We start from the raw sequence: 26,448 nt of genomic DNA, 5'->3' as shown, positions 1-26,448 counted from the left end.
TTTAAGAGGTTGCAGAAAAAACACCTTGTCATCGCCATCTACGACCCTGAATGGTTTATGCAGGTCCGGGAATTATTGAGGAAGCGGGGGGTGTTATTCAGCTACTACTATGAACCCGGTGAAATCCCGTTATCGAGCGTCTTCTACACCGATCACAAGGAGATTGCTGACAGCGTCTCCGAGAGAAAGGATTTAGAAGTGGTTTACGACCCCAAGCATGACTGCAGGAAGATCGAGCAGGCGGTTTTAGCCACATATCTAATTGAAAGCTTCCGGGAACTCGTCATAGGCGTTGATCCTGGAAAGTACATCACTTATGTCGCCCTAGGTGATGGAACCCTGGTAGACTATGGGAAAACCGATCTCCTCGGCTTCATAAAGGATTTGAAGTATTTTCTAGAATGCATTCCCTCGCGGAGCTTCCGGGTGAAAATAGGGGCTTCGCCTAAAGGATTAGAGCTGGTGCAGGTTTTAAGCAAGGAGTTTAGAATACCTTTTGAAATAGTATCCGAGGAGAAAACCTCCCCAGCTATTGAAAGCCGCGACGAAATCCGGTATATAGCCGGGAAGATGAAAAGAGGGCTTAGGCCTTTCAGGTTCAAGGACGTGTACGCGGCTTACCGGATAGCTTTGAAAAAAGGTGTTGAGGTGTCATGACACCCGAGCTAAGCGTTTCAAAAGGGGGCTTCTTAAAGGTTTACGGGCCTGTGAGCATACTTGTCAAGAAAGGCGCCATAGATGTTCTCGGAAAAGTATTCGTTGAAAAAACTAGGGTGATAGTTCATAAAACTAAAACCTACATAATCCGGGCCCTTGAGGATTCAGAACTGGACTTGGTGATGGGTGAAGAAGCCTCCGTGCAACCCCTCGAGGAAGACGACCCCTACCTTGCCAAGTACGCTCTCAGCCAGGAACTGGCCTCAAACCCTGGTAGACTAATAGTGCTGGTGGGCGGGACCGATAGCGGTAAATCATCTTTCGCAACCCTCTTATCAAACATTGTGTTGCAGAAGGGCGGGAGCCCCGCAATAGTTGATGGTGATGTAGGCCAGTCAAATATTGGACCACCCGGTTTCGTATCAGCTGGAAGGATTACGGAGCCCGTGCTATGGGTAGGGGAGGCTAAGCCGGAGAAGCTACGGTTCATCGGTGATGTAAAGCCTCACGTAAACATCTGGAAAATAATAAATGCTGTTAAAGAACTAGCCTCCGAATACTTCAAAGCCGGGAGCACTCACGTTATCGTGGATACTGACGGCTGGATCAGAGATGAAAAAGGGCTGAGGTACAAGGTTTCACTTATTTCAGCTCTAAAACCAGATGTTATAGTTGTTTTCGGAGCCGATATCTCCCCTTACTTCAGAAAGTTCAGCGCTCACGGTGTTAGAGTGGTAGAGTTCAATATACCTGCTACGAGGAAGGTTAGAAGCAGGGATGAGCGGAGGATTCTTAGAAGCATGAAATATAGAGAGTTTCTTCACGAGGCACCAGTAGTTAAACTCGATTTTGAAAACCTAATCATCAATGGTCTTCCCATCCTTGAAGGTGTTCCAGTAGATGTTGCAAGCGTGGAGAAATACGTTGAAGGAAAAATCTCTCACGCTTCACTTCTCCCAGATAAGCTCTACTTAGCCGGCAGTGTAAGAAGGGTTGAGGAGGAAGGGTTGAAAAAGGAGTTTGGAGTGGCTAAAATAGCTGTTTTCGAACCCGGCGCCGAGAGAAATCTCTACGCCGCCGTCTCCAACGGCAGCTTAGACTACCCTGCTTTAATCGATAAAATTGATTTCCAAGGGAGGAGGATAATTATTAAAACAAGGTTCACGGATAAGATTAGTGAGCTGAAGGTTTCAACAATAAAGCTCAGGGATGATTTCACCGAGGAGTTTTTGGAGGTGTTCTCTTGAACCCTCTACAGTTGATACGTGAAACAGCCCGTAAAGCCGGAAAACCCGTTGAGGAGTTAGGAAAAGTAGAGAGAGATTATGCAATCACCCGGTTAGCATCCTCAAACCGTGGAAAACTCTTCCTGTTCGAACTTGAAGGAACAGAGTTCACAGGCTACACCAACCTGGTGACTGCGAGGAAAGACGTGTATGCTTTGTTTGAAGCTACCACAGACTTAGAGGTTTACAGTAGAGTTATTAAAGCATTGGAGAATCCTGCACTGCTCGATACCGTGGAGTTCGACGACTACTTTGAGAGAAGGGACTACACGCTTGACTCGCTCCCATTCGTGAAGTATTATAGGGATGATGGTTCACGGTACTTGACAAGCTCCATATACATCATCTGCTACGAGAAGACGTGCAACGCTAGCTACCATAGAACCATGTACAAATCCCCTGCAGAAGCCCCGATTAGAGTAGTCCCGAGGCAGCTCCACTTCCTGATGAAGAAATACCATGATAGAGGCGTTGACGCCCCAGTCGCAATGGTTCTTGGGGCAGACCCCTATTTCGAGTTAGCAGCTGCGATGACTCCCCCGTTAGGCGTTTTCGAAGCATCCGTGGCAGCGGCAATGTCGGGCTACAACAAGGTTGTTAAAACCCCATTGTACAAGATACCTGTACCTGCAAACGCCAGCGTAGTCGTGGAAGGAGTCTTATCAAGAGAACTCGCCGAGGAGGGGCCTTTCACAGACATACTGATGCTCCTGGATGGTAAGAGGCTTCAGCCGGTTTTCAAACCAGCAGGATTCTACGTTAACAAGCACCAAACCCCACTATTCCACGCAATAATCCCCGGGTTATGGGAGCACCAATTCCTAATGGGCTTCCCTAGGGAGCCTTTAATATACGAGGAGGTTAGGAAAGTAGCCCCAGGGGTTGTGAAGGTCCGGCTAACCGAGGGCGGGGGCGGATGGCTCCACGTAGCCATATCGTTGAAGCAGAACTCCCCTGGCGAGGCGAAACTAGCAGGACTAGCTGCGATATCTGCCCACCCTAGCGTTAAACACGTGTTCATCGTTGACGAAGATATTGACGTCGACAATCCATTGGAAGTAGAGTGGGCGTTGGCTACTAGGCTTAAAGGGAGCGAGGACATAATAATCTTAAAAGATATCAAAGGCAGTACTCTAGAACCCAGGAGCAGGGAAGGGATTGGGGATAAGGTTATTTTCCTCGCTGTGAAACCATTCAATGAACCATGGGATAAGTATAGGAGGGTTGTTGTCGAGTAATGTATCTCACTCCTTTTCAGGAGAGAATGCTTAAAGGAGAGTTCGGATGGGTTTACGCTAAAGCGCTCGAGATAATTGTGAAAGTAGGCGAGGCCCTGGGCTCTGACAGACTTGTGGAAATCACACATGCACACGTATCCGGTGTCTCATACTCGAACATAGGCGAACCCGGGCTGGAGTTCTTAAGAGACTTCTACAGGGAGAGGCCAAGGTTCCGAGTCTACACCACCATAAACCCAGGCTGCGTCGACTACGGAATGCTCTCCCAGGTAATTGACAACAAGTATTTCAGCAAGCAGGCATTGATAGATGAAGCACTGGTTGGAATGGGCGGTAAGCCCGTGTTCACCTGCATACCCTACTACCATAGACCGCCGATGCCGGGCGAGCACTTGGCATGGGGCGAGAGCAGTGCCGTGATTTTCGCCAACTCCTACTTCGGGGCTAGAACAAACCGTGAGGGCGGGCCCTTAGCGCTGGCTTCAGCCTTAACAGGTTTCACATATCTTCACGGTCTTCATAGTCTTGAAAACAGGGTTGCAAGGGTTCTGGTCGAATTATCACCATTAATTGATAATAAGCCCCTATCTCTAGCCGGCTTGTGGATTGGGGAAAACATTAGGGACATCCCCGTTGTAAAGATTAGGGAGAAACCTTTACACGAGATTAAAGCTCTACTGGCAGCGATGGCGGCATCCGGATCCCATGCACTAGCAGTGCTCGACGGCATAACCCCTAGGGAAACTTATAAAACAGAGATAGAGGAAACCATTACCCTGGAACCTAGCGACGTGGAAAAATATGTTGGAGAGTTGCCTGGTCTAGGCGGGACTGTTTTAGGATATATAGGATGTCCCCACACGCATCCAGAAGAGCTTGTTGCTCTCAAGCGCTTACTTGAAAAATATCGAGAGCCCAGGAGGGGCAAGCTTCTCGTTACAATGCCACCTGAGCTTGCCTCCACCTATTCTCCCCTGATGAAATTCCTCTTGTCGCGGAAGGTGGACATAGCCTTGGGAACCTGCCCTGTCGTATCCGTGTTAAAGAAGAAATATGATTACATGTTGACGAATAGTGGAAAGGCATATTTCTACATGAGGAAGATACATGGGCTTAAAGCAGGTATTGCAGGCTTAAAGGAGATAGTTGAAAGCATCTACGCTTAATCACGATGGGGAGGGGGAAACGTGAGTTTGAAATGGAGGATTAAACGAGTGGTTGATGGCGACTGCTCCGGAGAACCTGTTGTTTTAAACCAGTACTTAAGCTTCTTCGGTGAAGTAGACCCTGTCAGAGGAGTTGTCAGAGCAGACTTTGGCGAAGTTGAGATGGCTGGAAGAGTGCTTGTTTTCAAGGGTTCGCGAGGAAGCACTGTGGGCTCATACATCATATATGCTTTGAAAAAGAACAACGTCCATCCATGCTGCATGATCGTTAAGGAGGTGGAGCCCATCTTAATAGCAGGATGCGTGTTAGCGGGCATCCCCTTGTTTATTGTCGAGGAGTTCGAAGAGTTTTCAACAATATTATCCAACAAGAAACTTGTTACACATAGGGAAGGGGAGGATTATGTCACGGTTGAGTAGAGGGTTTTTCATAGTGTTAGAAGGCATTGATGGTGCAGGGAAAACCACGCTTGCGAAAATGCTAATAGACATGTTTAAATCAAAGGGGATGGAGGCTGTTTACACTTACGAGCCAACAGACTCGCTAATAGTTAGAGCCGTTAAAGGGGAGTATTCTTCCTACAGGGATGCCTATGTTGACGCCTTAGCCTTCGCCCTCGACAGGCTTATCCATGTGAAAACCCTGATACAGCCAATGCTTGAGAAAGGGGTTTGCGTGGTCTCGGACAGGTATTTCTACAGCAGTATAGCCTACCAGTCAGCCATGGGGGCTCCCTTCGAGTGGGTTGTGGAAGTGAACAAGTATGCTTTGAAACCCGACCTGGCAATATATCTTGACATTCCCCCCGAGGTAGCCATGGCTAGGAGGCAGGGGCTCCCTTCAAGATTCCCCGAGTTCGAGGAGAAAGAGTTTCTCAACAGGGTTAGGCAGAACTATAAGAGAATGGTTGCCCAGGGATGGCTCTTGGAGGTTGACGCTACAAGAGAAGTGCAAGCAGTCTACTCGGAAGTACTTGAGAAGGTTAGATCGCTCTTTAGTAGCGGCATGGTTTAGGGCAACTCCGGGGGTTCACGGCGGCTTCGGCAAAGACTGCTTCTCCCGGCTGATTTCCTTCAATCTTCTAATTCTTTCTAAAACCTCGAGCCAGCCTATTATCTCCCTGGGATCCACATCCTCGCTCTCGCTTTGCTCCTTTATTATGTTGAGTGTTTTCTCCTCGAGCTTGTCTAGCACTCCTATCAACGTAATCCTTTCCCTTATCTCCTTGACTTCTTCATCGCTCTTAACCAAGTGGACTTTCCCGTGAACCGCGCAGACGATTTCTCCCGACCTAAGCTTGAACAACGGAAGGCCGCACCCTTCGACAGGGCATGTTAGCGATAGCATTGTTGCACCTGCTTTCAAGTACTCGGCCATGATCTTAGTATAGTCTTTTCTCTCACCCATTCCAACCATCTCTCCATAATAGTTTTATTAATCACACTCATATATGTTTATGAGGGATGGTTAACAGGTGATTATGATGGCGAAGGTGCCTGACAACGAGGTTAAGTTAAGGAATGCTATCTACCTTTTAGTTAGCATAGTTAACGACACAGCTGTTCCCAGGAATATTAGAAGAGCGGCCACGGAGGCTTTAAACCAGTTGCGCGATGAAAAACTGACCCCGGGCGTTAAGGCTGCAAACGCGATCAGCCTTCTAGACCAGGTTAGCCAGGATCCTAACATGCCTTTGAACACTAGGACTAAGATCTGGCAGATCATAGCAATACTTGAGACAATCCATGACTGAGGAGCCCTGGTCTTGACCAAGGTACGTGTCAGAGGGATATACGCAACCGCCCTCTCACACCTATTTTTGAAACACGGGTACAGGATTGTCCAGCCAAGCGAGGTAATAGCCAATAGGCTTAACATAGGCTTCGACAACTCTCCTCCCGATGCAACGGTGAAGGACGCTGAGGATGATTCAGTCCTTATCATAGGCAAACCCTCTGAGGCTAGGTCCATTTTCGACTTACTCTCAGGAAGTTTAAAGTTCGTCTTTAGGAAAGCCTCGAGGATTGAGGTAAACTCGATCTATCTTGGAAGAGTTGAAAAAACAGTGCCCGGGGCTTGCGTTGTAGATGTGGGTGATTTCAAGGGAGTGTTGAGGGATTGTAAAGGCTTGTCCGTGAACGATAAGGTCATTGTAGGGGTTTCCAAGCCCTCGTGGAGTGAGGGTGAGCTTGTTGAGCTTACCCGAGAGTTCAAAATGCTCGGAGATTTTGTCTCTCTCATCCACGGAAACCCTAGAATAGTTTTCTCCGAATACATCAGGGATAGGGTGTTGAAGAACAAGCTTTCCGCCATAGCTTTATCCAAGCTCATAGGCTCCGGGCTCGGGGTGAAGTTCAGGAGCAGCGCGAGGTTCGCGGACCCGAGGGATGTTGAGGCTGAAATAGACGCGTTGTTGGAGGAGTATAAGAGGTTGATGGAGGTGGCGAAGAGTGTTGGAAACCCGTGCAGGCTGAGAACCGGGGAGTTCATAGGATTAATCTCGCTAACAAGTATTGCGAAGAAAATCCTAGACCATGAGAGACGGGCAGTGACTCCAACCATGCCAGGGCATCATGAATTGAAAAACCTAGGATTTGGTGACGAGCTAGACCTGGTTGAAAACCTTGCTGGAAAAGGCTGTAGTTTAAGCCTTGTAGGGGGTAGTTTGAGAGAGTGGATTATCAGGAAAATATCTGAGACAAAGAGGTTTAGAATCCTACACTACTCGCCTGTTAAAGGAGTCAGGGAGCTCACCCCAGGGTTTCTCGAGCATTACAAACTTGTTCAAGGAAGGGCTTGCCTTGTTTTAGAAAGGGTTTTCACTAGTGAGGGGGTTTACGACGGGTTAGGCATTGAAAAACTCCCCGGTGACAGAGACTTGTTAATTATCAAGGAAGGCTCCTACGTGATAAGCCATAACTATTTCAGGAATGGGAACTGGCTGGGCAGCTACATAAACATTAACACGCCGCCGGAACTCGCGCCAGGAATAGTGAAATACCATGATCTCGTGGTCGACGTCGTGGTGAAGCCTGGTGAAAACCCTGTGGTGATAGATTTGGAGCAGCTTTCATTTTTAAAAACGAGGGAGGTTGTGAGCGAACACCTTTATGTTTTGGCTGAAAGAGTTGCCGACATGGTTATTAAGAATCCTGAAGCCTATGTCTGTGAAAATTATAGAGAGCCTGAAAAATGCCTAGCAACGGACTCTTCTAACACCTGAAAAAAATCAACCCTCTCAGTATCGGAAGCCATAAATTCGGGAAACAAGAACTTACTCAGTGGGAGCTGGTTTTCATGAAGACCCTGCACATCGTTGCTGTTTTAATTCTCATTACCTTAATTGCAAGCATCCTGTACTTCCACCTTAAAGATTTCGTCCAGGAGTCTGGGGAAGTAGAGATCCTCGCTAAAGAAGCTTACATTTCCTGCGGCGACTTGTACATTAAAGCAGTGTTTAGAAGTAGAAGCGGTAGCTCCATCTTGATTGATGAAGTACTTGTGGAAGGGGTTAGAGTCTCCATTAATGGAGGAATAGGCTTTAATGGAACCGCATATGTGAGAGTCGAGACAGAAAATTTAGAAGCCCAGGATATGGTTGCTTTAAACATCATCATCTATAATGCTTCTTCCAAGCAGGGAGAAAGTATTCCGGTTTACATCAAGGCTGGGGACGCTCTCCAATACAAGCTCAATGTAACAGTCACTAGGGCGTTTTGCTATGAGAACTTTGATATCAATATTTATGAAGTATACTACTCAGGAGTATTCAACATTGTGTTAAGAATAAGGAACATTGGGGATAACCCCGCCACCATAGACCAGGCATTTATCGATGGAAAAACCCTCAGCAAGGCTAATGCAAACTCGAATCTTCCACTACCTCTAACTTTAAGACCGGGTGAGGAGAAAACGGTTACGATATGGTTAACAACGGGGTATACGCATGGGCAAGTTATAGAGCTAAGGCTACACACTATGGGTGGTAATGAATACTCTAAACTTATAACCCTGCCGTGAGATATTCAATGATAATCCCTCGCTTACCTCCTTTCACTATTAAAGATGAGATTAAGGATGCGGGATAGGATCTGATAATTCGAAGCATACTCAAGGATTCCAAGGAAGGGTTCTTAGCTATATGTGTGAAGTGCGGGGGGTGGGATTTGAACCCACGCAGGCCTACGCCATCGGGTCCTGAGCCCGACCCCTTTGACCAAGCTCGGGCACCCCCGCACTATTAATGTGTTTAATAAGTTTGGGCTATAAAAAACATTGATATTTGAGGTTTACCTACTTCTTGAATAATATCCTGCTCAATCCTAATCCTATGGCTAGGAATAAGGTTGCGACTACTCCCGTGACAATGTAGTCTGTCTGCGAGATAATTTTTTCACTAGTGTATGTGGAAGTGTAAGTTGTCGTCGTTACTGATTCCAAGATCTGCGTGGTTGTTAACATGGTTGAATGCGTAACGGTTTCCGTCCTAGTCGTGGTCACCGTTACCGAGGTCGTTACGGGAGACGTAACTGTTTGAGTAGTAGTCGTCGTCTCAGTAACCCTTTCAGTAACTCTCTCGGTAACGGTTGTCGTCACCTGTTGCGTGTTTAGATCTATCCAAATAGGGTTGTTAATCGCCCTGTTATTCTGCATGTCGTAGGCGATTAAAACGATATACCCGTTCTCAGTCCCGTTAGTCGCCAGGGATGCTGGAACAGTTATTTCCAGAGTCTTGGACGTCGCTGACCCTAGAGGGATGGTTTGGATAATCCTGCCTCCTTTACCATATACTTCAACCTTGCTTAAGCCAAGTACTGAGAAGAGTTTAACCCTTAGCGTTACGTTCTGGGAGAGGGATGCTACGCCGACAGTGGTGCCCGGTAACGGGTCGGAGAACAGGAAGGGGCCGTAAGATATGAATGTCCTCCCATACTTTTCAGCCAGGGCTAGCGAGACAGGGTTGGGGCCGTTGGGTAGGTAGGCGACAAGCCTGGGTTTCCCGGTGTATGTCTGCATGATAACGTCGTGGACATCGCTACCCGCTGTCAAATATTTCCTTATATTCAAATCCCATAGCGTGAACATTTTCGTCAATGTCCTCTGGCTATTAGTGCCCCATGGACCCAGCTCCGCAGCATCCCAGTCCTCATAATACCCTCCAGGAATATTGTTCATCTCCTGAGCTATGAACAACCCGCCAATCCATGGGTGATTAGCCCTGACCATTATCGCTCCAGCCGCCCTGGCAGCTGTTATGATCTCCCTCATGGTTCCCCTGTAAACAAGCTTTGAAGGATCAACCACGGGATAGACGTTGAAGTGGGCCCAGTCAGGGGAGATTTCCACTCCGCACACGAACGGCACGCTACGAGCCTGCGTTATTGCCTGGATCACGGGGCAGTTTCCAACGTAGTCGTGGTCGCTGACGAAAACAATATCCAGTCCTGATGCAAGCTGGGCTGCCACGAGCAGGTCAGGAGGCGTCCTGCCATCCATCCAGTCGGAGTGGTGGTGGAGGTCTACCATGTACCATCCTTCATCAAAGGGTTTGATGAGGATCTCGACAGTTACATTAACATTAACAATTTGCTCACTAGCCACCGATACGTTGATGGTTTTAGCAGTGCTTATGAATCCCGCGCCCTTATCGATCGTTAAGTTATAGGTGCCTGGGGCTAAATCGATCACTGCCTTTCCAACATCGTAAACATCAGTGTACACAGTCGTGACGGCTAAGTACATGACAGGGGGCACGTATCCCCCGCTGACAATTATTCTCGCATCAGTCGAGGCCCCGGTGTCATTCCTAAACACTGTTAACACTACCCTGCCAGGGGGAACCACGTCGGTGAAGTTTAATTCGAGATCCTCGCCTGGCGCAACTGTGAGATTCTGCCTCGTGCTGGGAGCGTGTGCCTTAGCAAGCGCGAAAACACTGTAGGATCCTGGAGCTGGAAGGCTTAAAGTGTATGAACCGTTTTTCACAAGCCCCCAGCAATATGGTCTGCCGTTGGATTCGACCATTACCACTCCTTTAGCCAACGCTTCACCCTTACTTGTCCTGGCCTCCCCATGGATTGATGCTAGCCCTCCCTCCCTAATGGTTTGAACCGTTTCCGCTATCTTACATAAGTCCCCTTCAGGATACGCTATCAAGTATGCTTCGAACACTCGTGACTCGCCCGGGTTCAGTGTCACCTGGTAGAAGGTGTCTGCGAAACTGCTGTGGAGAGCTATATGGGTGTAGCCTGGCGAGTATAGGCCCAGAGCGTAATCCTCATGGTATGCTGCAACCCAGTCCTCAGTTATCCCGTAGCCTGCTTTAGGAGATGTTGTGATCCTGCCTGTTCCAAAACCAGGTGCGTAAGCCCACCCCCTCTTCAGCGAGACGGCTGGACCCATTATATGGTTAGAGTATGATACCGTGTCATTGTTCGTCACAGTTATGACTGTTCTCAGATACGGCTTGCCCGCTTCGAGAATGTACGTGTAGTTTACGGCTAAACCCTTCCACTGCCCCAGGGCAGTAATAACAGCCCTTGTGGAAGAATTCTCCACTATCTGGAAGCTAGTTATAGTTGCCCAGTTCCCCCAGTCGTTCAAGGGAAGGCTGAACTGTGCTAAGACATCTGAAGAACCGGGGGCGACCGGGGCAAGGTCTACAATGTGACCGGGCGGAATCCCCCATGGCGGGGTTGTTGAAATACCGAATGCTACAGCGATATACTCGTTCATTACGGTGATGTCTTCAGGACCCTTCGCCTCTCCCTCCATTATGGGAGTGGGACCTTTGATTACGATGACTCCGCTGTGAGTTCCTTGAAGGGTTTGGAGTGATCCAGCGAATCCTAGGATAATAGGTGTTACCAACAGTAATAACAGGAAGATCCTGGTTGAAGACATTCAACCACCTTATGAAAAATTTCTTGTTCAGAGAATAAAAATGTTTGAAACAAGGAGTGGCGGGGCCCGCTGTTAAGCGGGCGATCCATAGCGGGGGGTGGATTTCCACGGGCTTGACGCCCGCTTTGAACCACCGACCTCGGGGTTATGAGCTTCGCGGACAGGTCTATCGACTACTGTCTCCCGCGGGCTACCAGGCTGCCCTACCCCGCTGTTGTGCCCCGCCAATTATGATTTGATTAGAAAACAGTGCTTATAAAGATTAATGAAGTAAGTGAGTTAAGGAAAAAGTGTTCTTATTCGAAAACAAATAATTCCTCATCATACCTTCTATCGAGAACAGTGCCCGGAGGCAGTGTTTTTATCTGCTTCTTGCCTAGATACTCGGACAGTCTCCTCCTGGCTTCCTCCAAGGGGATTGACCCGTCAATCCAGTTTAACGGCACCTTGACGTTCATCGGCCTTGCTGGCACGATGTGACGGGTTGCCTTGTGAGCGAAGACCTCCCCTCTCAGCGCGACCTTGCGGACTTCTTCCTTTGTTATAGTAGGGGTTATCAGTGAAACCGTTACCTCTCCTTTTCTCGCTTTTTCAAGTGCCTCCTCCTCAGTTACGTACCCAACGTCGAAACCAGAGTTTTTAAGCGCGTGCTCTATCTTCTTCACCCAGTCGTATATTATTTTAATATCGCTTGCCGGGGAGACCACGCCTGAAACGCTGTCGCCATCGGTTACCGCTACTACAAGCTTTCTCGCTTTTAACAAAGCGAAGGCGTCGTCAATGCTTGCCACCTTCGTCATCCTCAGCCCTAGCCTAGATATAACCGATAATGCCTCGCTAGGACTGCTAGACTTCTTAAAGGCTGTTCTACACCAGGACCTGAGCTTGACCTCGGGGTTGTCGTAATCTATTAGGCAGACCGGCATGTACGGGAATTTCAGAGTCTGCGCAGCCGCAACCCGGTGCATTCCATCAAGCACTACCAGTGTCTTCTCATCAACTATGACAGGGTCTTTGAAGAAGCCGTCCTGCCTGATCTTTTCCACCAGTTTCTCATACATCTCCGGTATTATCTCTTCGTGAATATGGAGCTTGGACACTTCCTCCAGGGTAATCTTCAATACTAAGTGCTTCGTCTTAATCTCGAAAAACGACATAACGGGTCACTTCTTGAAGAACTCCACTATCTTCCTGGCAACCTCTATGCCGGCTTTCTCCTGCGCCTCCTTCGTGCTAGCCCCGATGTGAGGTGTTAACACAACGTTCTCGAGCTTCGTCAACGGGTGATCCCTTGGCAGAGGCTCCTCTTCAAACACGTCCAGCCCGGCCCCAGCTATCCAGCCCTCGCTAAGGGCTTTGACCAGTGCGGCTGTGTCCACTACTGCGCCTCTGGAGGTATTTATGAGTATGGCTGTCTTCTTCATCAATCTCAGCCTCTGTTCATTGATCATGTGCCTTGTCTCGGGCAGTAGGGGTACGTGAATAGTTACTATGTCAGACCTCTTCAACAACTCCTCAATGCTCACGCACTCAGCCCCCAGCTCCTTGCTCAAGTCCTCCCTGCAGGAGACATCATAGTAGAGTATGTGCATGTTGAACCCGTATTTAGCGATTCTCGCGACAGCGCTTCCGATGCGTCCAGCACCTATAACGCCGAGGGTTTTGCCTGATAGTTCAACACCCATCGCCTCCTTCTTAGCCCAGTACCCCTCCCTCATCTTCCTATCACTGAAGGCTATTTTCCTCGCAACAGCAAGCATTAATCCTACAGCGAGCTCTGCAACACTCTGGGTCGATGACTCGGGCGCGTTGATCAGTGTAATCCCTTTCTCTTTTGCAGCTTCAACATCGATATTGTCCAGCCCCACGCCTGCTCTCGCAATTACCTTCAACCTGTCCGCAGACTCTATTACCTTCCTCGTAACCAAGGGCTTGCTTCTAACTATTAGCCCGTCGAAGCCTTTTATCAGCCTCGCCAATTCTTCCTCGGGTGGTTCCTCAACAACTGATACTTCGAACCCGTTTTCCCTTAGAAGCTGGATTGCCTTCTCATGAATGCGGCTTGCTACAAGGATCTTCAACACTCTCACCTCGGGTTCACAATATGAGGAAGGGAAAATATAAAAGTATTGAAAAAACTACTTCTTTACTCCAAGGGATTTCAAGACTTCCTCTAGGTTCCTGAACAAGAGGTCTATGTCCTCGTCTGTTATATAGCCCATATGCCCTATGCGGAATGTGTCATCCTTTACTTTACCGTAACCCTTAGCTATTTCAAAACCCCTCTTCCTCAACTCCTCATATATAACCGGCCCCTTGATTCCCGGGGGATTGTATATCACGGTGATGGTTGGACTGTAGTAGCCTGGCTCGGCGAAGAGCTTGAGGCCGAGGTTGAGCGCGCCTCTCCTAATCTTCTCAGCCCTGTCAGCATACATTTTCAACCAAGCTTCTTTCCCACCCATCTTTTCGATGATTCTCAACACCACGTTCAATCCAATGATCTGGGGCATAGGCGGAGTCGTAGGTGTTGACCACTGTTTCAAAAGCACGTCCCTGATCTCCAAGAGGTCGAAGTATAATCCCCTCTCCGGAATATTCTTCGCCTTCTCGAACACGGCCTCGCTGACAGCTGCCATGGCAAGCCCCGGTGGAACACCAAATGCTTTCTGACTACTGGAGAACACAAGGTCGATACCCCATGCATCCACCTTAATGTCCGCTGCACCCATGGCGGAGACAGCGTCTACGAAAACCATCTTCCCCCGCTCCTTAGCAACCTTTGCTAACTCTTTCAACGGGTTGAGCACGCCCGTGCTGGTTTCATTGTAAGTGATCGTTACTGCTTCGACATCAGGGTTCTTCTTCAAAGCGTCGTCTAACTCCTCCGGCAAAACAGGCTTACCCAAAGGCTTCTCGAGGACTACAGGCTTTCTCCCATTCCGCTCAACCGCTTCCCTATACCTGTTCCCGAACTCTCCTATCACGGTCACCAAGACTTTGCCCCCGGGGGACACGGCGTTTCTAATACTGGCCTCCATGAAACCCGTCCCGCTCGAAGGAATTAGAAGTATCGTTGATTTCTCCGCCTCAAGGAACTTGGCAAGCCTCAGCGTTGTATCCTTGTGAATCTCCTGATACTCCTTAGACCTGTGGCTGAACATCTGTATCTTCATAGCCTCCAGGACTTCGGGGAAGCACGCGACAGGGCCCGCGGTGAACAATTTCATTGGTTTAGGCCACGCGATTTTTTCAACTTCCTTAACCACATCCGGGTACTTCATAATTCACGCACCGTTTTTGATTATCCAGGAAAAGGCTTAAATAGGATTCTAAAGGTCCCAGTCGCTCCACCTACATCATTGCTCAGTACGTCTCTGCCCGGTCATCCCTGATATTTAAGTTTAAACATATAATATTATTAACCTTGAGTGTTCGGAAGGGGGTAGTGGTTGAAAATATTCATGAAGCTTCCAAGCAATAGGTGGATACTTGTCAAGGACAGGCTGAAACAGGTGACGATTCGCTCGGGGAGGAAAACGACCAGATACGTTCTAGTCGGGGAGACGATGAAGGAAGAGCCGGTTTTCCCTGAGAAAAAATTCGAATCCCTCACAATCCCGTCGGGAAGAGTTAACAAGTTCGTGATAAGACTCCTTGACATTAGAAGCCCTCAGGACGCCATAGTGATCTTATCCCCGCTAGACCCTGAGAACTACCAGGTCGAGTTCACGGGGATTAACCCCCAGCTTATCAAGGATTTGATTAACAGCGTGATTGAATAAGAGGGTTCAAGCCCGGCTTCACGCAGGTTTAGGTTCCGTGAAAAACCTTCTTATCAAGATATTCCCATCCTTATCCCTACTAGCCTCTAACCTCTCTACAACAACCCTGTAATTGCAGACGGGGCATTTCAAAACTAGTGACACCCTGGCAACCCCGTTGCTCAACTTCTCCGATTCAAGCGTGAAGAGCATTTTATTCGCGTCCCTAGGGCACTTACCCGTATCCATCGCTAACACCTTTAGAATCAATTAAACATCCATGTTTTTATATTATCTCAAAATTAAATCTCTAAGAGGGTGTGCTCGTTGGATTTCACCGGTAAGATTCTGAGCATAATTCAAGATTTGAAAGTGGACGCCCTTATTCTAACAGCCCCGGATAACACCGAGTACTTCACAGGTGTTCCGACAATCGCCGACTCCACCCAAATCCTCTATGCAGATAAAAACGGAAGCGTAAAACTCTACGTTCCTGTCTTAGAGTTCTACAGGTTCCGGGATAGTTTAAAAGACAGGGCTGAAGTGTACGGTGTTTCTAAATCGATTAAACCGGATGATGCTGTAGTGGTCGATAAGGATTGGAAAGAAATAATTAACGATCTACTAAGAGAGAGCGTGAAAGTTGGTGTTGACAAATCCTTTCCATCCACTCTTTCACACTTGTTGACAGAGCTACCGGGCGAGAGAATCGTTGACGCTTCCGGCAGGATATGGAAGGAGAGAATGGTTAAGACAAGGGAGGAGGTTGACGTGATAAAGAAGGCTATTGAAATAACTTCTAAAGGCATATACACGCTGGCATCAATGGTTACTGAAGGAGTTACCGAGGCCGAGCTGACAGGTTACTTCGAGGAAAGAGTTAGAAGAGAGGGAGTCAGCCAATATGCTTTCGAGCCCATTATCTCCTTCAAGCCCAACAACAGCTACCCACACAACGTCCCAACATCCAGGAAGCTGGGTAGGAGCGATATTATACTAGTAGATGTCGGGGTGAAGTATGGGGGTAGGTGTAGCGATATTACAAGGATTTTAAAATACGGGAGGCTGGGCGAGGAGGAGAAGAAAGCTCTTGAGCTTGTGGAGCAAGCTCTCCACGTAGGTATAGAGTCCATACAACCAGGCGTTAAAGCCGGTGAGCCAGCGTTAAAGGTGGTTGAGTTCTTCGAGAAAAACGGTGTAGGGAAGAAATTTATCCATGGTCTTGGGCATGGAATAGGCGTGGTTGTTCACGAACCACCTTATTTAAGACTGGGGAGTGAAACCGTGCTCGAGCCTGGCATGGTCTTCACCGTTGAACCCGGGCTATACTATCCTGGGAAATTCGGGGTTAGACTTGAGGAGGATGTATTGCTGACAAAGAAGGGTCCTAGGATTCTGTCTGGTAAAACAAGGTTGATCATTGACCTAGCTCGTTAAGAGTGCTAATGCTTATCAATCTCTCAGGAGGGGATATCGCTATCCTGCCAACAGTGGTCACGTTGCTTGTGAAGACTTTCGAAGGCGTAACATCTCCTGTAATGCTGGCTCCGAGCCTGTTTGCGATTACGTAGCCAACCACTATGTCGGTGTTTCTAAGTTTTTTCGTTAACGAGATGAAGTGGTCTATTTTTCCAACCGATGCATAAGCTGATTCAAGCGATGCCGACCCGTAAACTCTCAGCCTTAACTTCCACCCGCGATTTTTAAAGAAATCACGCAGGTTCTTCAGCTCTTCAATAGTATCGAAATAAACCGATGCTATTCCAGTCCTTTGCGCAGGATATGATTCAACCAGTCTTCCATCAACATATACTTCGCGATTGATAACCCCGTACCATTCACGCGTGAAAATGTTCTCTACAACTCCTACAACATCTTCAGGAATGCTTTGAGGATTTAACTGCTTGTAAGGGAATATTGCCAAGGATACTGAAGCAAAGGGTACTCCCACGGAGTAGTTGAGGCTTCCATCTAACGGGTCTATTAGTACCACGTAATCCGGCTTCTCGCTCAACCTGTACAAGCCTTTTTCCTCGCTAACAACCCAGATGTTGAGACCTGTTCTACGCAGTTCCTCAACAGCATGCTCCTCGGCTACTATATCTATGCGTCTAGAAGTATCCCCGGTCACGCCTAAACCTATCACTTCAGAGTAAGCCGTGTCGCCATAGCACTCCCTGAGCAACCCGGTTAAGCTTTCAGAAACACTCTTGACGATTTCAAACAGTTCGCGGGCATTCTTCATCTAAATCGCCGGTTCTCATTGAACAAACATCATGGTAGAGCCGCCGCCGGGATTCGAACCCGGGACCTCTGCCTTACCAGGGCAGCGCTCCACCAGGCTGAGCTACGGCGGCCTGTTTAAAATTGTTTAGGAGAAAGGACTAAAATATTTAACTATTACTTTAGGATGGAGATTTATTAACTGAGGGCTGAATACTTTCAACAGGGCAATATGGAACCAATAGTGCTTGTGATAATCGGGTACTGCCTCGCGTTTTTCATGGCAGTGAATATCGGGGGAAACGATGCCGCTAACCCGGTGGACACGGCCGTAGGCTCCGGCGTCCTAACAGTTCGTCAAGCTCTCGCCCTTTTCTCGATAGGGGTTTTCGCAGGGGCTCTGCTACAAGGCTCGTTCGTGATCAAAACCATTGGGAAGGGCATCGTCCCCACAATACCATTAGCCGGAGCTGTAGCGACAGTCCTGGCAGCGGGTTCATGGGTGTTGATAGCTACTTTGAAAGGAATGCCGATTTCAACATCTCAGAGTATTGTGGGAAGTGTGATAGGCGTTGGCCTTGGAATGGTTCTTAAAGGCGAGCTGTCCCTGGGAGACTTGAATTTCAGTGTTCTATCCAACATTGTGTTAAGCTGGATAATATCGCCGCTATCAGCAATACTTCTCTCACTAAGCCTTTACACGGTTCTTCAAAAACGTTTAACAATGCTTGAAACCACTCCGGGAGGGAGGAGGGCTATTAAAATACTCATGATCCTCACACTGCTATTCTCAGCATACTCTTTCGGCGCTAACGATGTTGCGAACGCTACAGGGGTTTACTTATTTGTAACATCGAAATACCTTGGCTTGCCCGATGCCCACACAATGCTTGTTCTCGCGTCAATGGGTGCTGCAGGCATCGTGGTGGGCGGCTGGAGTATCGGTCGTAAAGTAATAGACACTGTTGCGTACAAGATAACGAAGCTCGACTACGGGTCAGGAGTGGTTGCTGAAGCTTCAAACTCTCTTACCGTTTGGCTATTCACAACTATTCCCTCGTGGCTAATAGGCTACGGCATGCCAATATCAACCACTCACGCATCAGTCTCATCTATTATTGGAGTAGGGTTGGCTAAGTACGGGAGGAAATGGTTTCAAGGCAGTAAAAGCGTTGTGTTAAAGATTGTCTTCTCCTGGTTGCTAACTCTCCCCATAACTATAATAATCGGAGCAATACTTTATCATATTATAGGGCTCCTGGTGGGGGTTATATGAGCACCTGGTTCTGGACCTCCAAGCAGATGGAGAAGAAGATTCTTGAAGACCATTTGAAACATGTTGAGAAAGTCGTAGAGACAGCTCGGGCGCTAGAGGACTCTATCTCTCATGTGAAAAATCGCGACCTCAACTCTTTCAGAAAAGATTATGAAAAACTCTCCTCGCTTGAGAGAGAGGCCGATGTTTTCAAGAGGACTCTCATGAAGGAGGTTAGCCAGGTCTTAATCCACCCCATAGACAGGGAGTACTTGATAAATCTGACACTAAACATTGACCAGATCGCAGGCTACTGCCGCGCCGTTGGAAAAAGAATCCTCATACTCATGGATGCTTCAGAAGAGTTGGAGGAGCACGTGATTGAATACATCTCCACCGTTTCTTCTAAAATAAGGCATATTGCCGAGCTCATCCTATCCGCTCTTCAAAGCCTGAAAAGGAGTGCCCAGGAGACGATAGAATACACTAATGAGATTGAGAAAATAGAGGAAGAGGTTGACGACTTGAAGCTCGAAGCGTATAAGATAGTTCTTAAAAAATGCAATGAAAAATCCATAGAGTGGTGTATTCTGAGCAAGGAGATTATCGACACCTTGGAAGAGGCCACTGACAGAGGAGAAAGGGTTGCCGACATTATCAGAATGCTTGCTGTATCTTTAAGCTAGTGTAAGTACCTCCATATCTTTATATTCTTAATTTCTACATAATTTTAACTTAGATTGGAGAGTGGTTTGAATGCCTATTATTGGCGCATATGTTATATTTTCCACGAGTGTGACGATGGAGCCGTTAAGCCTTCTAGGATTCATGTACGACCTTCAAACATTCTTCAAGAATGTCAAAAACGTGAAAACCCTTGCTTCCAAGGAGGGAAAAGTTTCGCTTCAAGCAAAGGTTAAAACATTCCACGGGTTTGACCGCGAGCTCGTGTTCGACCTAAACGTGGAGAGCGTTACTCAAAACAGCATCATCATAAAAGGGTCTGGCGAACTGGCCGATTTCGTGTTGAAAGCCGAGGTGAAACCAGCTGATAAAGGGAGCATGGCGGATATACGCATTAACTGTGAGTCGAAAGAAGGCGGTGTGTGCAACAATTTCGTATCACTACTTTACTCCGGGCTGTTAGAATTGTTTGAGAGACCTCCCAAAGTTTCTGTTAAACCCCCACCAATTACTGTACCGCCAACTCCTCCAACACCGACACCAGCCCCGGTTAAACCTGAAGCTCCTGTTCCTACGCCGGCACCAGCCGCGCCAGCTCCTAAGAGAGAGGAAGAGGAGTATCCTGTTGAAAAACTGCTAGATGAGACATACCTAGCGGTTCTTATGCTTAAATCAGACCTTATAACCACTAAAAACCTGAGCCCGGGATGGACGATTAACGATCTCGTTAAGACAACCCTGGAGTCGATAAGGGAGATTGCCAAATACAAATTGGCATTGATAACGATACGCGACCCGTTGAACAGGATGAGCGTAACCATACCTGTTTCAAGAGCCGGGGACTTCATGGGCTTCGTAGGTGTAGTGGATAACAAGCCATTGAAAGGATATACGAGCGACCTTGAGAAGACCATGCCCATAATGACAAGAATGCCTGTTACCATTAGACTATGGGGCGTGAAAGAACTGGTTTAACCCCAAAATTATGTTTTATTTTAAACGGTGTTTTTACCAGTAAACCTTGCCCAGTTGCTTCAACCATCTTCTTTAACCCGGAAACTAAGGCCACTGGCTTGACCAAAGCCCCACCAGTGGAGGAGTGGTTTGGTTGGGAAAATAAAGATATAAGCCCTTTTCAACCTTGATACTTTTGAAGGGCCCGAGCATAGAGCCGTTAGGCAATGATGACCCCAGGCCACGTGAACTGTTGGAGGTGGCCCGGGTAGCTCAGCCTGGATAGAGCGCCGGGCTGTGGAAGCCCGTGATGAGGGGCTTGCTGAAACCCGGAGGTCCCGGGTTCAAATCCCGGCCCGGGCCCTTATTTTAAAAAATGATTTAAACAACATGTTTTGAAACACGGCTGGGTAACCTATTTCTCTCTGAGAATCACTATACCGTGTCCATTCTTTATGCGAGCAGCTATTGACGACCAAGCCCTGAACTCGTGAAGACCGTCTTTAGGCCCTATGTAGTCAACCTCGGAGTTGCCGCCTACGGCCACGTCGACCACCTCTGGTGTTGAGGAGAGTATTATGGTCTCCTTCTCGCTGATGAGCGGCGTAATAACAATGTTGGATACGAAGGCTTTAACCCTTTCCAAGGTGGTTAACCCTGTTCTAGAATCAACTCTTAACAGCTTAGCATACCTGGCAGGATTAATTATCATCATAATATTTTTATGGAAGCCTGAAGACATCAGGGTTGAAACCGCTCTCGCAACATCGTTAACAACCTCATCTCCACTCTCCCATGTGCCGACATCATATGTGATGGTTTCCTTACACTCGAGGAGCCGTTCCAATACAAGCCTGTCCTCAGCTAAAACCAGCTCCCTAGATGCTTTGAAGACATCGGGCAAGCTTAAATCGCTCACGCCTGACAACCAGTTGTCGACTTCTCTCCGGCTGATTAAGAAGTTAACCGATACTTCGTTTAAAGGTATAATTATCTGTTTACCTGGCTCTCTCTCAAACACCGTGGATGAAGCCCCTTTCCCAAGCATTATCACCGGCAGGTTGTTCCTTATCAAACTCAGCTCTTTCACCGTGTTTCTAACCTGAGCCTTAACAAACTCCTCGAAATCGCTCCAAGATTTCGCGTTCCCCTTCCTCACGGGCTCAGCGGAACCGGCTGTTTCCACCCCTGTTATCTCCCGCACTTCTTCAGCACCCTTCTCCAACTCCTCCACTTGTTCAGGATCCATGTTTTTAAGCATTGCAAGGAATTCTCCAACGTGTGTCTTCTCCTCTAAAGCCACGTCTTCAAATACTTTCCTAACCTTCTCATCCTCGATCGAGCTAGCCAACTGTAAATACAGGTTAATCGCGTCTAACTCAGCAATAATAGCTAACCGTAACGCCTGAGCCACCTCGCTACTCGACAGCTTTTTAGATGAAGGAATGTCTAACGGGTTCTTGCTTAACATTATATCCCCATTCTAAATAATGGTTGCATGCCCTTATTATTTGTGACGTCTAACTAACCATTTCACATTGTTTCTATTAAGACAAATTTAAAAAATTAACCAACATTAAGCACAGGTAAATAGTGATGAGCCTGCTCGAGTTTATACGCAAGGATTAAGCCATTGATGTAGTGTGAGCGATCCTGGGTGGAACCTGTCAGGCAAAAATGCTTTTCCCGATAAGTTCAGAGTTAGCCTTCGCAATGATCTACAATGGATCGTTACAAGGGTTGGGTCGGTATCAGAGCCTTGTTATAATTGTGAGGACGGTACTGTGTGATTTTGTAGCCTTAGGGTTGCTGATAAACCCGGTACCCTTTCTGGTGAGAGCCGGGTTGGAAGAAGCCTCCCTGAGCATATAGTCTTTTTCCCCATAAACCTATAACATATTCTAGACGGTGAGGTAGTTGAGGATAAAGCTGATCGCTTTCGACAGCATGGGAGTTAGATCAATGGCTACTTTCATAGAAACTTCCGAAGGCACGTTTTTCATTGACCCTGGAGCCGCCTTGGCGCCTAGGAGGTATGGTTTACCGCCGCATGAAGAAGAGCTGAAGACTCTGCGAGAAAAACTCCACGCGATATATGACTATGCGAGAGAATCGGACTACATTGTCATTTCACACTATCATAGAGACCACTACCTATACCGGGTGGGAGAGGAAGAGTACTACGCGGGTAAAAATCTTCTCATCAAGCATCCACGAGTATTCATAAACCCTAGTCAGAGAATAAGGGCTTACGTCTTGCTAGAGAAAATGAACGTGAAAAACCTTGCGAAATCGATAGTGTACGCGGATTCAACCAGTATGAAGATAGGCCGGGTTTCACTGGAGTTTTCACACCCTCTTTCACATGGACAATGCGGTTCAAAACTCGGATGGGTTTTAACCACCGCGATAACCGAGGAGGGGGTGACCGCAATCCATGCTAGCGATATCCAGGGCTGCCTCTGCCAGGATTCTTTCAACTATTTAATGCGTAAGAAACCGGATTTTCTAATAATGAGCGGGCCACCCACATACCTAGGTGAGGATCAGAGGGATTTCACAAACCTTGAGACGCTGTTAAAGAATATCAAGCAGAACACCGTTCTAATCCTTGATCACCACCTCCTGAGAGACCAGCACTATAAGAAGTATTTTGAGAAGCTGGAAAAGCTGAATACGAAGGTAAAAATCAACACCGCAGCAGAGTTTATGGGTGAAGAGGTTAGATTGTTAGAAGCTAATCGCAACATCCTCTGGAAAAACCATGATCAGAGATGATGACTTGACTGTATTCCTGAATTAGTTAGATCTCGAACAGTACTTTCAATGAAGTATATTGGGTGTTAACCTGCGCTGGATTGGCTTCTCCCGGCTATTTCACGGTAGTACTTAACTATTTGCGGGTAATCTCTATCGCCCAAGCCGTTGCGACCTGCCAGGTGGTACATTGATGAGACGGCATCAGACAGGAAGGAGGGTAGACCCTTGTATTTTAAAGCGCTTGCTACGTAAGAGTAGTCCTTCCCCGCATTGTCCACGGTGAACCTTGGCCTCGAATCTCCGAGAGCCCTATCCCAGTACCTGTTTAACACTGGCTCGATCCAAGTGTTCTGGGAAACCCTTCTCAGCACGTCTAACTCGATGTCCCATGATGTGAGCAGCATGATAGATTCTGCGAGAACCGCGGGGAGGGCGAGTGCTAAATTGTTTAAAGCCAGCTTAACCACCATCGCCTTTGGCGGTTCTCCAATGTAGTGTATCCGCTCGCTGTAAAGCTTTAAGACATTGGTTGCTTTCTCAAGCAAATACTCCTTGGTTGAAACCATTGAGATCAGCCTGCACTCTCGCGCCTCACTCGTGCTTCCGAAAACAGGTGCTTCAACATAGTCAATTCCTTTTAACCCGAGAATCTCCATAGCCTCCAGACTGGTAGAAGGTGTGACGGTGCTAGCGTTTATGAAAACTTTTCCAGCGATCTTCCCGCTCTTTGACGCAATGCTGAATAATACTGTTCTCAACGCTTGATCATCCCTTACAAAGGCAATCGCGGCTTCAACATTTTCAACAAGCTCTGAAGGAGAATCGTATACTCGGGCCCCTAGCCTCCTACCTAGTTCTTCAGCCTTTGATCTTGTCCTGTTGAACAATGCTACTTCTACATTTCTACCCGTCAAGCACTCGGCTAGGCTGGACCCCATGTTTCCAGTTCCAATTATTCCAACAATCATCATAACACCTACGATATAATATGTGTTGGGGTTTACTTAACTTTTAAAATCAGATAATTAATTTTCGCATTGAATGTTTTTCAATAAGTAAACCAGATGCGGCAAAACCGCTTTCAAACGGTTCTTCCATGTTAACCAATATTTTCCCGTTAAAACACCATATTGTAATCAATATTGCTTGAAAAAGACTTGCATAAGGGATGAGAACGTTATCAGCGCGTAGGCTAGGGTAAGGTTTGTTGAAGGAATCTGCCCTAGAAAGAACACGCCCCAAACCGCTGCCAAGACCGGCTCTAAAACGCCTATCAGGGATGCTGTTGAAGCCTTAACTTTCTCAAGTCCTTTGGAGAGTAATAGGTAAGGTAGAATCGTGCAGAAAATTGCTAAATAGATCCCCGCGGCAACCGCGGCGTAGTTTACAACTGTCTTCACGCGGAAACCTGGAACAACAAGTGTGAGTATTGTGGTTATTAAAGCTGCGTACGGCATTGCCCCGAGTGAAACATTCAACGCGCCGTTTCTCCTGGAGTAGTTCCTCGCGATTGAAATGTATAAACCGTATGATATGCCGGAGCCTAAGCCTGCTGCAAACCCTGTCAAACCCTGCGACTCCTTACAGGTTTCAAAACCAATCATTGATAATGCTAATAACAATAAAACAAGTGATAGCGCGTCAAGCCGGCCCGGCTTCTCACCGTATAGCAGGGATCCCAGCGTGCTCCACAAAGGAGCCGTGTAGAGTAGGAACGCGGCAACCCCTACGCCTGCAGAGACTGCTGAGAGCGAGAAAAGAATGAAGAGGGCTCCGAGGAAGACGCCTGATATTATTGATGAAAAGCTTCTACTTCTAAATACTATCAAAGACACGGCCCCAGCCCCCCAAGCCCTCACCAGGGCGGCTAAAGCCGGGTCAGTGCTATACACGCTCGCAACCCCTATGGTGCTCCATAGGACTGCGGCGGATAAAACGTACAGTTTGTGTTTCACCACTCTCATTCCTTTGCTTCCCCTAAAACTCCTTGTGTTTCATTATATACCCTGTCACAGGTGTAAGCTAAAACCTAGCACTTAACTGTTTCGATGCATTATGATTATTTAACCCTACTACTAAGTTTTATAAGATTCGAATCAGTGATTATTAGAGAGAAGGGCCGCCGTAGCTCAGCTCGGCTAGAGCGCCGGACTCATACGGGTTGTAAACCGTGGTCGTGAGGCCCAGGGGAGATCCGGTTGCCCCGGGTTCAAATCCCGGCGGCGGCACTTCTATTCCTTCATCCTTATATAACAGCTGGATCTTAGTATTATATGGTGAGTATTTTGAAAGCAGTGGCTCGAACAACTATAATACTCGTCCTCATAATTGTTGCTGCAGTGGCTGGAGCCTTAATATACTACTACTCTACTCAACCCGTGGCCGAGTGGAAAATAGGCATAGTTTACGATATTGGCGGTAGAGGGGATTTAAGCTTCAACGACATGGCATACCTCGGAGGAAACAGGGCTGCTAAAGATTTCAACCTGAAGCTTGTTGAAGTCCAAAGCAAGAGCGAGTCGGACTACCTGCCTAATCTCAGGAGCCTTGCTAAATCAGGTGATTACGTTGTTATAGTGGCTGTTGGATTCTTAATGGCTGACGCAGTAAGCCAGGTTGCAGAAGAATATCCGAACCAATTATTCGCTATAATCGACGCAGTAGTGGACAAGCCTAACGTTTTAAGCGTCGTGTTCAAGGAGCATGAGGGAAGCGCCCTAGTAGGAGCCTTAGCAGCCATGGTTGCACACTACTACAACTACTCAGCCGTGGGAGTAGTCCTCGGCATGGAGATCCCAGTGCTATACAAGTTTGAAGCAGGGTATTACTGGGGGATAAGGTATGGTGAAGCCAAGTATGCTGAGAGAGCAGGCGTGAACATCACCCCGTTGACAATACTTTGGACTTACACTGGAAGATTTGACGACCCTGCTGGAGGTAAGACCGCGACCCAGGCCCAGCTAGCCCAGGGAGCCGGGCTGGTGTACAATGTCGCAGGCGCGACAGGGCTGGGAATATTCGAGGCTGTTGAAGAATACTGTGCTTCAAGAGGCAGGACTCAGGGGCCGCCTTTCGGCATCGGTGTTGATGCTGATCAAGACTGGATTAAGCCGGGCTTCATAATTGCGAGTATGATGAAGAGGGTGGACGTTGGCGTTTACACAGCTGTAAAGAGAGCATTAGAATATAGAGATGGGAAAATCCAGAAGTATGGAGGCATTCTCGAGCTGGGATTAGCTGAGGGCGGTGTAGGCGTGAGCAGTGTGGAAGACCTGGATACTTTCCTGAGCATTGCAGAGCAAGCAGGTAAGACTGTGAATAAGACGGATATTATTGCCAAGGTTCAGGCTCTACGAAACTCCATCCCATCCTGGATATGGGAGGAGGTTGCAAAACTCCAGAACGAGTTGAAGACGAATAAGAATATAGAGGTTAGAGGCGTTAAGTTCTCAGATATCGAGGCGGCAATACCGCTCGACGCTTCCGAAATACAGCAGATAAGGCAGGCTCTCGGAGCTTAAACTTTTTTTAAACCTACAAGCCTTTAAACCTATGTA

Annotated in this window: 26 protein-coding genes and 5 tRNA genes; 18 read left to right on the top strand and 13 right to left on the bottom strand. The window is 47.6% G+C overall.

What is annotated here, in order from left to right:
- The first annotated feature begins 9 nt into the window (after nucleotides 1–9).
- The 6 genes from IMZ38_RS03605 to tmk are packed head-to-tail and all read left to right on the top strand — an operon-like array spanning nucleotide 10 to nucleotide 5,362.
- The gene (locus IMZ38_RS03605; protein ID WP_193436791.1) at nucleotides 10–657 is read left to right on the top strand and encodes a hypothetical protein; all 648 of its coding nucleotides are present in this window, start codon (nucleotides 10–12) and stop codon (nucleotides 655–657) included.
- Nucleotides 654–1,904, top strand: coding sequence for a Clp1/GlmU family protein (locus tag IMZ38_RS03600; protein ID WP_193436790.1), 1,251 nt, complete (start codon nucleotides 654–656; stop codon nucleotides 1,902–1,904). The genes IMZ38_RS03605 and IMZ38_RS03600 overlap by 4 nt, the downstream gene beginning before the upstream one ends.
- Nucleotides 1,901–3,181, top strand: a complete 1,281-nt coding sequence (locus tag IMZ38_RS03595; protein WP_193436789.1) for a UbiD family decarboxylase — start codon at nucleotides 1,901–1,903, stop codon at nucleotides 3,179–3,181. Before IMZ38_RS03600 ends, IMZ38_RS03595 begins: the two co-directional genes overlap by 4 nt.
- Nucleotides 3,181–4,347: an aconitase X catalytic domain-containing protein gene (locus IMZ38_RS03590; protein ID WP_193436788.1), complete on the top strand. Its 1,167-nt coding sequence runs from the start codon at nucleotides 3,181–3,183 to the stop codon at nucleotides 4,345–4,347. The genes IMZ38_RS03595 and IMZ38_RS03590 overlap by 1 nt, the downstream gene beginning before the upstream one ends.
- Before the next feature lie 21 nt (nucleotides 4,348–4,368).
- Nucleotides 4,369–4,767 carry an aconitase X swivel domain-containing protein gene (locus IMZ38_RS03585; protein ID WP_193436787.1) on the top strand — a complete coding sequence of 133 codons (399 nt, stop codon included), beginning with the start codon at nucleotides 4,369–4,371 and terminating at the stop codon, nucleotides 4,765–4,767.
- On the top strand, nucleotides 4,751–5,362 hold the full coding sequence (gene tmk / locus IMZ38_RS03580) for a dTMP kinase (RefSeq protein WP_193436786.1): 612 nt from the start codon (nucleotides 4,751–4,753) through the stop codon (nucleotides 5,360–5,362). The genes IMZ38_RS03585 and tmk overlap by 17 nt, the downstream gene beginning before the upstream one ends.
- Before the next feature lie 15 nt (nucleotides 5,363–5,377).
- Here the strand turns inward: tmk and IMZ38_RS03575 are convergent, their stop codons facing one another.
- Nucleotides 5,378–5,755: an Sjogren's syndrome/scleroderma autoantigen 1 family protein gene (locus IMZ38_RS03575; RefSeq protein ID WP_193436785.1), complete on the bottom strand. Its 378-nt coding sequence runs from the start codon at nucleotides 5,753–5,755 to the stop codon at nucleotides 5,378–5,380.
- Nucleotides 5,756–5,831: 76 nt separating this feature from the next.
- Between IMZ38_RS03575 and IMZ38_RS03570 the strand changes: the two genes are divergently transcribed.
- The 3 genes from IMZ38_RS03570 (at nucleotide 5,832) to IMZ38_RS03560 (ending at nucleotide 8,368) form a co-directional block, all read left to right on the top strand.
- Nucleotides 5,832–6,101, top strand: coding sequence for a UPF0147 family protein (locus IMZ38_RS03570; protein WP_193436784.1), 270 nt, complete (start codon nucleotides 5,832–5,834; stop codon nucleotides 6,099–6,101).
- Between the two features lie 12 nt (nucleotides 6,102–6,113).
- Nucleotides 6,114–7,571, top strand: coding sequence for a ribonuclease FAU-1 family protein (locus IMZ38_RS03565; protein ID WP_193436783.1), 1,458 nt, complete (start codon nucleotides 6,114–6,116; stop codon nucleotides 7,569–7,571).
- A 74-nt stretch (nucleotides 7,572–7,645) separates the two neighbouring features.
- On the top strand, nucleotides 7,646–8,368 hold the full coding sequence (locus tag IMZ38_RS03560) for a hypothetical protein (RefSeq protein WP_193436782.1): 723 nt from the start codon (nucleotides 7,646–7,648) through the stop codon (nucleotides 8,366–8,368).
- A 131-nt stretch (nucleotides 8,369–8,499) separates the two neighbouring features.
- On the opposite strand, the gene IMZ38_RS03555 is transcribed toward IMZ38_RS03560, so the two are convergent.
- The 6 genes from IMZ38_RS03555 to IMZ38_RS03530 all read right to left on the bottom strand — a co-directional run bounded on the left by IMZ38_RS03555 (nucleotide 8,500) and on the right by IMZ38_RS03530 (nucleotide 14,535).
- Nucleotides 8,500–8,584, bottom strand: a tRNA-Leu gene (locus tag IMZ38_RS03555).
- Nucleotides 8,585–8,641: 57 nt separating this feature from the next.
- Nucleotides 8,642–11,251: a CehA/McbA family metallohydrolase gene (locus IMZ38_RS03550; protein ID WP_193436781.1), complete on the bottom strand. Its 2,610-nt coding sequence runs from the start codon at nucleotides 11,249–11,251 to the stop codon at nucleotides 8,642–8,644.
- Nucleotides 11,252–11,339: 88 nt separating this feature from the next.
- Nucleotides 11,340–11,464: transfer RNA gene (locus tag IMZ38_RS03545), tRNA-Met, on the bottom strand.
- A gap of 83 nt (nucleotides 11,465–11,547) precedes the next feature.
- Nucleotides 11,548–12,408, bottom strand: coding sequence for a ParB N-terminal domain-containing protein (locus IMZ38_RS03540; RefSeq protein WP_193436780.1), 861 nt, complete (start codon nucleotides 12,406–12,408; stop codon nucleotides 11,548–11,550).
- Nucleotides 12,409–12,414: 6 nt separating this feature from the next.
- The gene (locus IMZ38_RS03535) at nucleotides 12,415–13,332 is read right to left on the bottom strand and encodes a hydroxyacid dehydrogenase (RefSeq protein ID WP_193436779.1); all 918 of its coding nucleotides are present in this window, start codon (nucleotides 13,330–13,332) and stop codon (nucleotides 12,415–12,417) included.
- A 57-nt stretch (nucleotides 13,333–13,389) separates the two neighbouring features.
- Nucleotides 13,390–14,535, bottom strand: coding sequence for a pyridoxal-phosphate-dependent aminotransferase family protein (locus IMZ38_RS03530; RefSeq protein WP_193436778.1), 1,146 nt, complete (start codon nucleotides 14,533–14,535; stop codon nucleotides 13,390–13,392).
- A 168-nt stretch (nucleotides 14,536–14,703) separates the two neighbouring features.
- Between IMZ38_RS03530 and IMZ38_RS03525 the strand changes: the two genes are divergently transcribed.
- Entirely contained in the window at nucleotides 14,704–15,036 is a 333-nt protein-coding gene (locus IMZ38_RS03525) for a hypothetical protein (RefSeq protein WP_193436777.1), read from the top strand.
- 18 nt (nucleotides 15,037–15,054) lie between these two features.
- Here the strand turns inward: IMZ38_RS03525 and IMZ38_RS03520 are convergent, their stop codons facing one another.
- Nucleotides 15,055–15,264, bottom strand: a complete 210-nt coding sequence (locus tag IMZ38_RS03520; protein ID WP_193436776.1) for a hypothetical protein — start codon at nucleotides 15,262–15,264, stop codon at nucleotides 15,055–15,057.
- Nucleotides 15,265–15,342: 78 nt separating this feature from the next.
- On the opposite strand from IMZ38_RS03520, the gene IMZ38_RS03515 reads away from it, so the two are divergent.
- Nucleotides 15,343–16,452 carry a M24 family metallopeptidase gene (locus IMZ38_RS03515; protein WP_193436775.1) on the top strand — a complete coding sequence of 370 codons (1,110 nt, stop codon included), beginning with the start codon at nucleotides 15,343–15,345 and terminating at the stop codon, nucleotides 16,450–16,452.
- On the opposite strand, the gene IMZ38_RS03510 is transcribed toward IMZ38_RS03515, so the two are convergent.
- Both IMZ38_RS03510 and IMZ38_RS03505 read right to left on the bottom strand, forming a co-directional pair.
- Nucleotides 16,433–17,260, bottom strand: a complete 828-nt coding sequence (locus IMZ38_RS03510; protein ID WP_193436774.1) for an inositol monophosphatase family protein — start codon at nucleotides 17,258–17,260, stop codon at nucleotides 16,433–16,435. The two genes, IMZ38_RS03515 and IMZ38_RS03510, sit on opposite strands and share 20 nt — an antisense overlap.
- 38 nt (nucleotides 17,261–17,298) lie before the next feature.
- Nucleotides 17,299–17,372 (bottom strand) — tRNA-Thr (locus tag IMZ38_RS03505).
- A gap of 98 nt (nucleotides 17,373–17,470) precedes the next feature.
- Here IMZ38_RS03505 and IMZ38_RS03500 point away from each other — a divergent pair.
- From IMZ38_RS03500 to IMZ38_RS03485, 4 genes are all read left to right on the top strand, one after another.
- Nucleotides 17,471–18,514, top strand: coding sequence for an inorganic phosphate transporter (locus tag IMZ38_RS03500; protein WP_193436773.1), 1,044 nt, complete (start codon nucleotides 17,471–17,473; stop codon nucleotides 18,512–18,514).
- Complete coding sequence (locus IMZ38_RS03495) at nucleotides 18,511–19,179, top strand: DUF47 domain-containing protein (protein ID WP_193436772.1); 669 nt, start codon at nucleotides 18,511–18,513, stop codon at nucleotides 19,177–19,179. The genes IMZ38_RS03500 and IMZ38_RS03495 overlap by 4 nt, the downstream gene beginning before the upstream one ends.
- A 70-nt stretch (nucleotides 19,180–19,249) precedes the next feature.
- On the top strand, nucleotides 19,250–20,152 hold the full coding sequence (locus tag IMZ38_RS03490; protein WP_193436771.1) for a hypothetical protein: 903 nt from the start codon (nucleotides 19,250–19,252) through the stop codon (nucleotides 20,150–20,152).
- 241 nt (nucleotides 20,153–20,393) lie between these two features.
- A tRNA-His gene (locus IMZ38_RS03485) sits at nucleotides 20,394–20,494 on the top strand.
- Between the two features lie 52 nt (nucleotides 20,495–20,546).
- Here IMZ38_RS03485 and IMZ38_RS03480 read toward each other — a convergent pair.
- A complete protein-coding gene (locus tag IMZ38_RS03480; RefSeq protein WP_193436770.1) occupies nucleotides 20,547–21,602 on the bottom strand; it encodes an encapsulin in 1,056 nt (351 codons plus the stop codon).
- Nucleotides 21,603–22,048: 446 nt separating this feature from the next.
- On the opposite strand from IMZ38_RS03480, the gene IMZ38_RS03475 reads away from it, so the two are divergent.
- Nucleotides 22,049–22,909 (top strand): MBL fold metallo-hydrolase, encoded by an 861-nt coding sequence (locus tag IMZ38_RS03475; protein WP_193436769.1) that lies wholly within the window; start codon nucleotides 22,049–22,051, stop codon nucleotides 22,907–22,909.
- A gap of 65 nt (nucleotides 22,910–22,974) precedes the next feature.
- Here IMZ38_RS03475 and IMZ38_RS03470 read toward each other — a convergent pair whose 3' ends face one another.
- Both IMZ38_RS03470 and IMZ38_RS03465 read right to left on the bottom strand, forming a co-directional pair.
- Nucleotides 22,975–23,859, bottom strand: a complete 885-nt coding sequence (locus IMZ38_RS03470) for an NAD(P)-dependent oxidoreductase (protein ID WP_193436768.1) — start codon at nucleotides 23,857–23,859, stop codon at nucleotides 22,975–22,977.
- Nucleotides 23,860–24,027: 168 nt separating this feature from the next.
- Nucleotides 24,028–24,855: a DMT family transporter gene (locus IMZ38_RS03465; protein WP_193436767.1), complete on the bottom strand. Its 828-nt coding sequence runs from the start codon at nucleotides 24,853–24,855 to the stop codon at nucleotides 24,028–24,030.
- Nucleotides 24,856–25,009: 154 nt separating this feature from the next.
- Between IMZ38_RS03465 and IMZ38_RS03460 the strand changes: the two genes are divergently transcribed.
- Nucleotides 25,010–25,119 (top strand) — tRNA-Met (locus IMZ38_RS03460).
- Nucleotides 25,120–25,164: 45 nt separating this feature from the next.
- Nucleotides 25,165–26,412, top strand: a complete 1,248-nt coding sequence (locus IMZ38_RS03455; protein ID WP_227410927.1) for a BMP family lipoprotein — start codon at nucleotides 25,165–25,167, stop codon at nucleotides 26,410–26,412.
- The last annotated feature ends 36 nt before the right edge of the window (nucleotides 26,413–26,448 follow it).

Source organism: Thermosphaera aggregans (assembly GCF_014962245.1).
Lineage (GTDB): Archaea > Thermoproteota > Thermoprotei_A > Sulfolobales > Desulfurococcaceae > Thermosphaera > Thermosphaera chiliense.
This window is presented reverse-complemented; position numbering and strand designations above follow the sequence as displayed.

Bases quoted from the DNA above. Each gene is read 5' to 3' on its own strand.
- IMZ38_RS03600 (WP_193436790.1), top strand. From the start codon at position 654: ATGACACCCGAGCTAAGCGTTTCAAAAGGGGGCTTCTTAAAGGTTTAC.
- IMZ38_RS03590 (WP_193436788.1), top strand. From the start codon at position 3,181: ATGTATCTCACTCCTTTTCAGGAGAGAATGCTTAAAGGAGAGTTCGGA.
- tmk (WP_193436786.1), top strand. From the start codon at position 4,751: ATGTCACGGTTGAGTAGAGGGTTTTTCATAGTGTTAGAAGGCATTGAT.
- IMZ38_RS03575 (WP_193436785.1), bottom strand. From the start codon at position 5,755: ATGGGTGAGAGAAAAGACTATACTAAGATCATGGCCGAGTACTTGAAA.
- IMZ38_RS03570 (WP_193436784.1), top strand. From the start codon at position 5,832: ATGGCGAAGGTGCCTGACAACGAGGTTAAGTTAAGGAATGCTATCTAC.
- IMZ38_RS03560 (WP_193436782.1), top strand. From the start codon at position 7,646: ATGAAGACCCTGCACATCGTTGCTGTTTTAATTCTCATTACCTTAATT.
- IMZ38_RS03550 (WP_193436781.1), bottom strand. From the start codon at position 11,251: ATGTCTTCAACCAGGATCTTCCTGTTATTACTGTTGGTAACACCTATT.
- IMZ38_RS03540 (WP_193436780.1), bottom strand. From the start codon at position 12,408: ATGTCGTTTTTCGAGATTAAGACGAAGCACTTAGTATTGAAGATTACC.
- IMZ38_RS03530 (WP_193436778.1), bottom strand. From the start codon at position 14,535: ATGAAGTACCCGGATGTGGTTAAGGAAGTTGAAAAAATCGCGTGGCCT.
- IMZ38_RS03520 (WP_193436776.1), bottom strand. From the start codon at position 15,264: ATGGATACGGGTAAGTGCCCTAGGGACGCGAATAAAATGCTCTTCACG.
- IMZ38_RS03510 (WP_193436774.1), bottom strand. From the start codon at position 17,260: ATGAAGAATGCCCGCGAACTGTTTGAAATCGTCAAGAGTGTTTCTGAA.
- IMZ38_RS03500 (WP_193436773.1), top strand. From the start codon at position 17,471: ATGGAACCAATAGTGCTTGTGATAATCGGGTACTGCCTCGCGTTTTTC.
- IMZ38_RS03495 (WP_193436772.1), top strand. From the start codon at position 18,511: ATGAGCACCTGGTTCTGGACCTCCAAGCAGATGGAGAAGAAGATTCTT.
- IMZ38_RS03490 (WP_193436771.1), top strand. From the start codon at position 19,250: ATGCCTATTATTGGCGCATATGTTATATTTTCCACGAGTGTGACGATG.
- IMZ38_RS03480 (WP_193436770.1), bottom strand. From the start codon at position 21,602: ATGTTAAGCAAGAACCCGTTAGACATTCCTTCATCTAAAAAGCTGTCG.
- IMZ38_RS03470 (WP_193436768.1), bottom strand. From the start codon at position 23,859: ATGATTGTTGGAATAATTGGAACTGGAAACATGGGGTCCAGCCTAGCC.
- IMZ38_RS03465 (WP_193436767.1), bottom strand. From the start codon at position 24,855: ATGAGAGTGGTGAAACACAAACTGTACGTTTTATCCGCCGCAGTCCTA.
- IMZ38_RS03455 (WP_227410927.1), top strand. From the start codon at position 25,165: ATGGTGAGTATTTTGAAAGCAGTGGCTCGAACAACTATAATACTCGTC.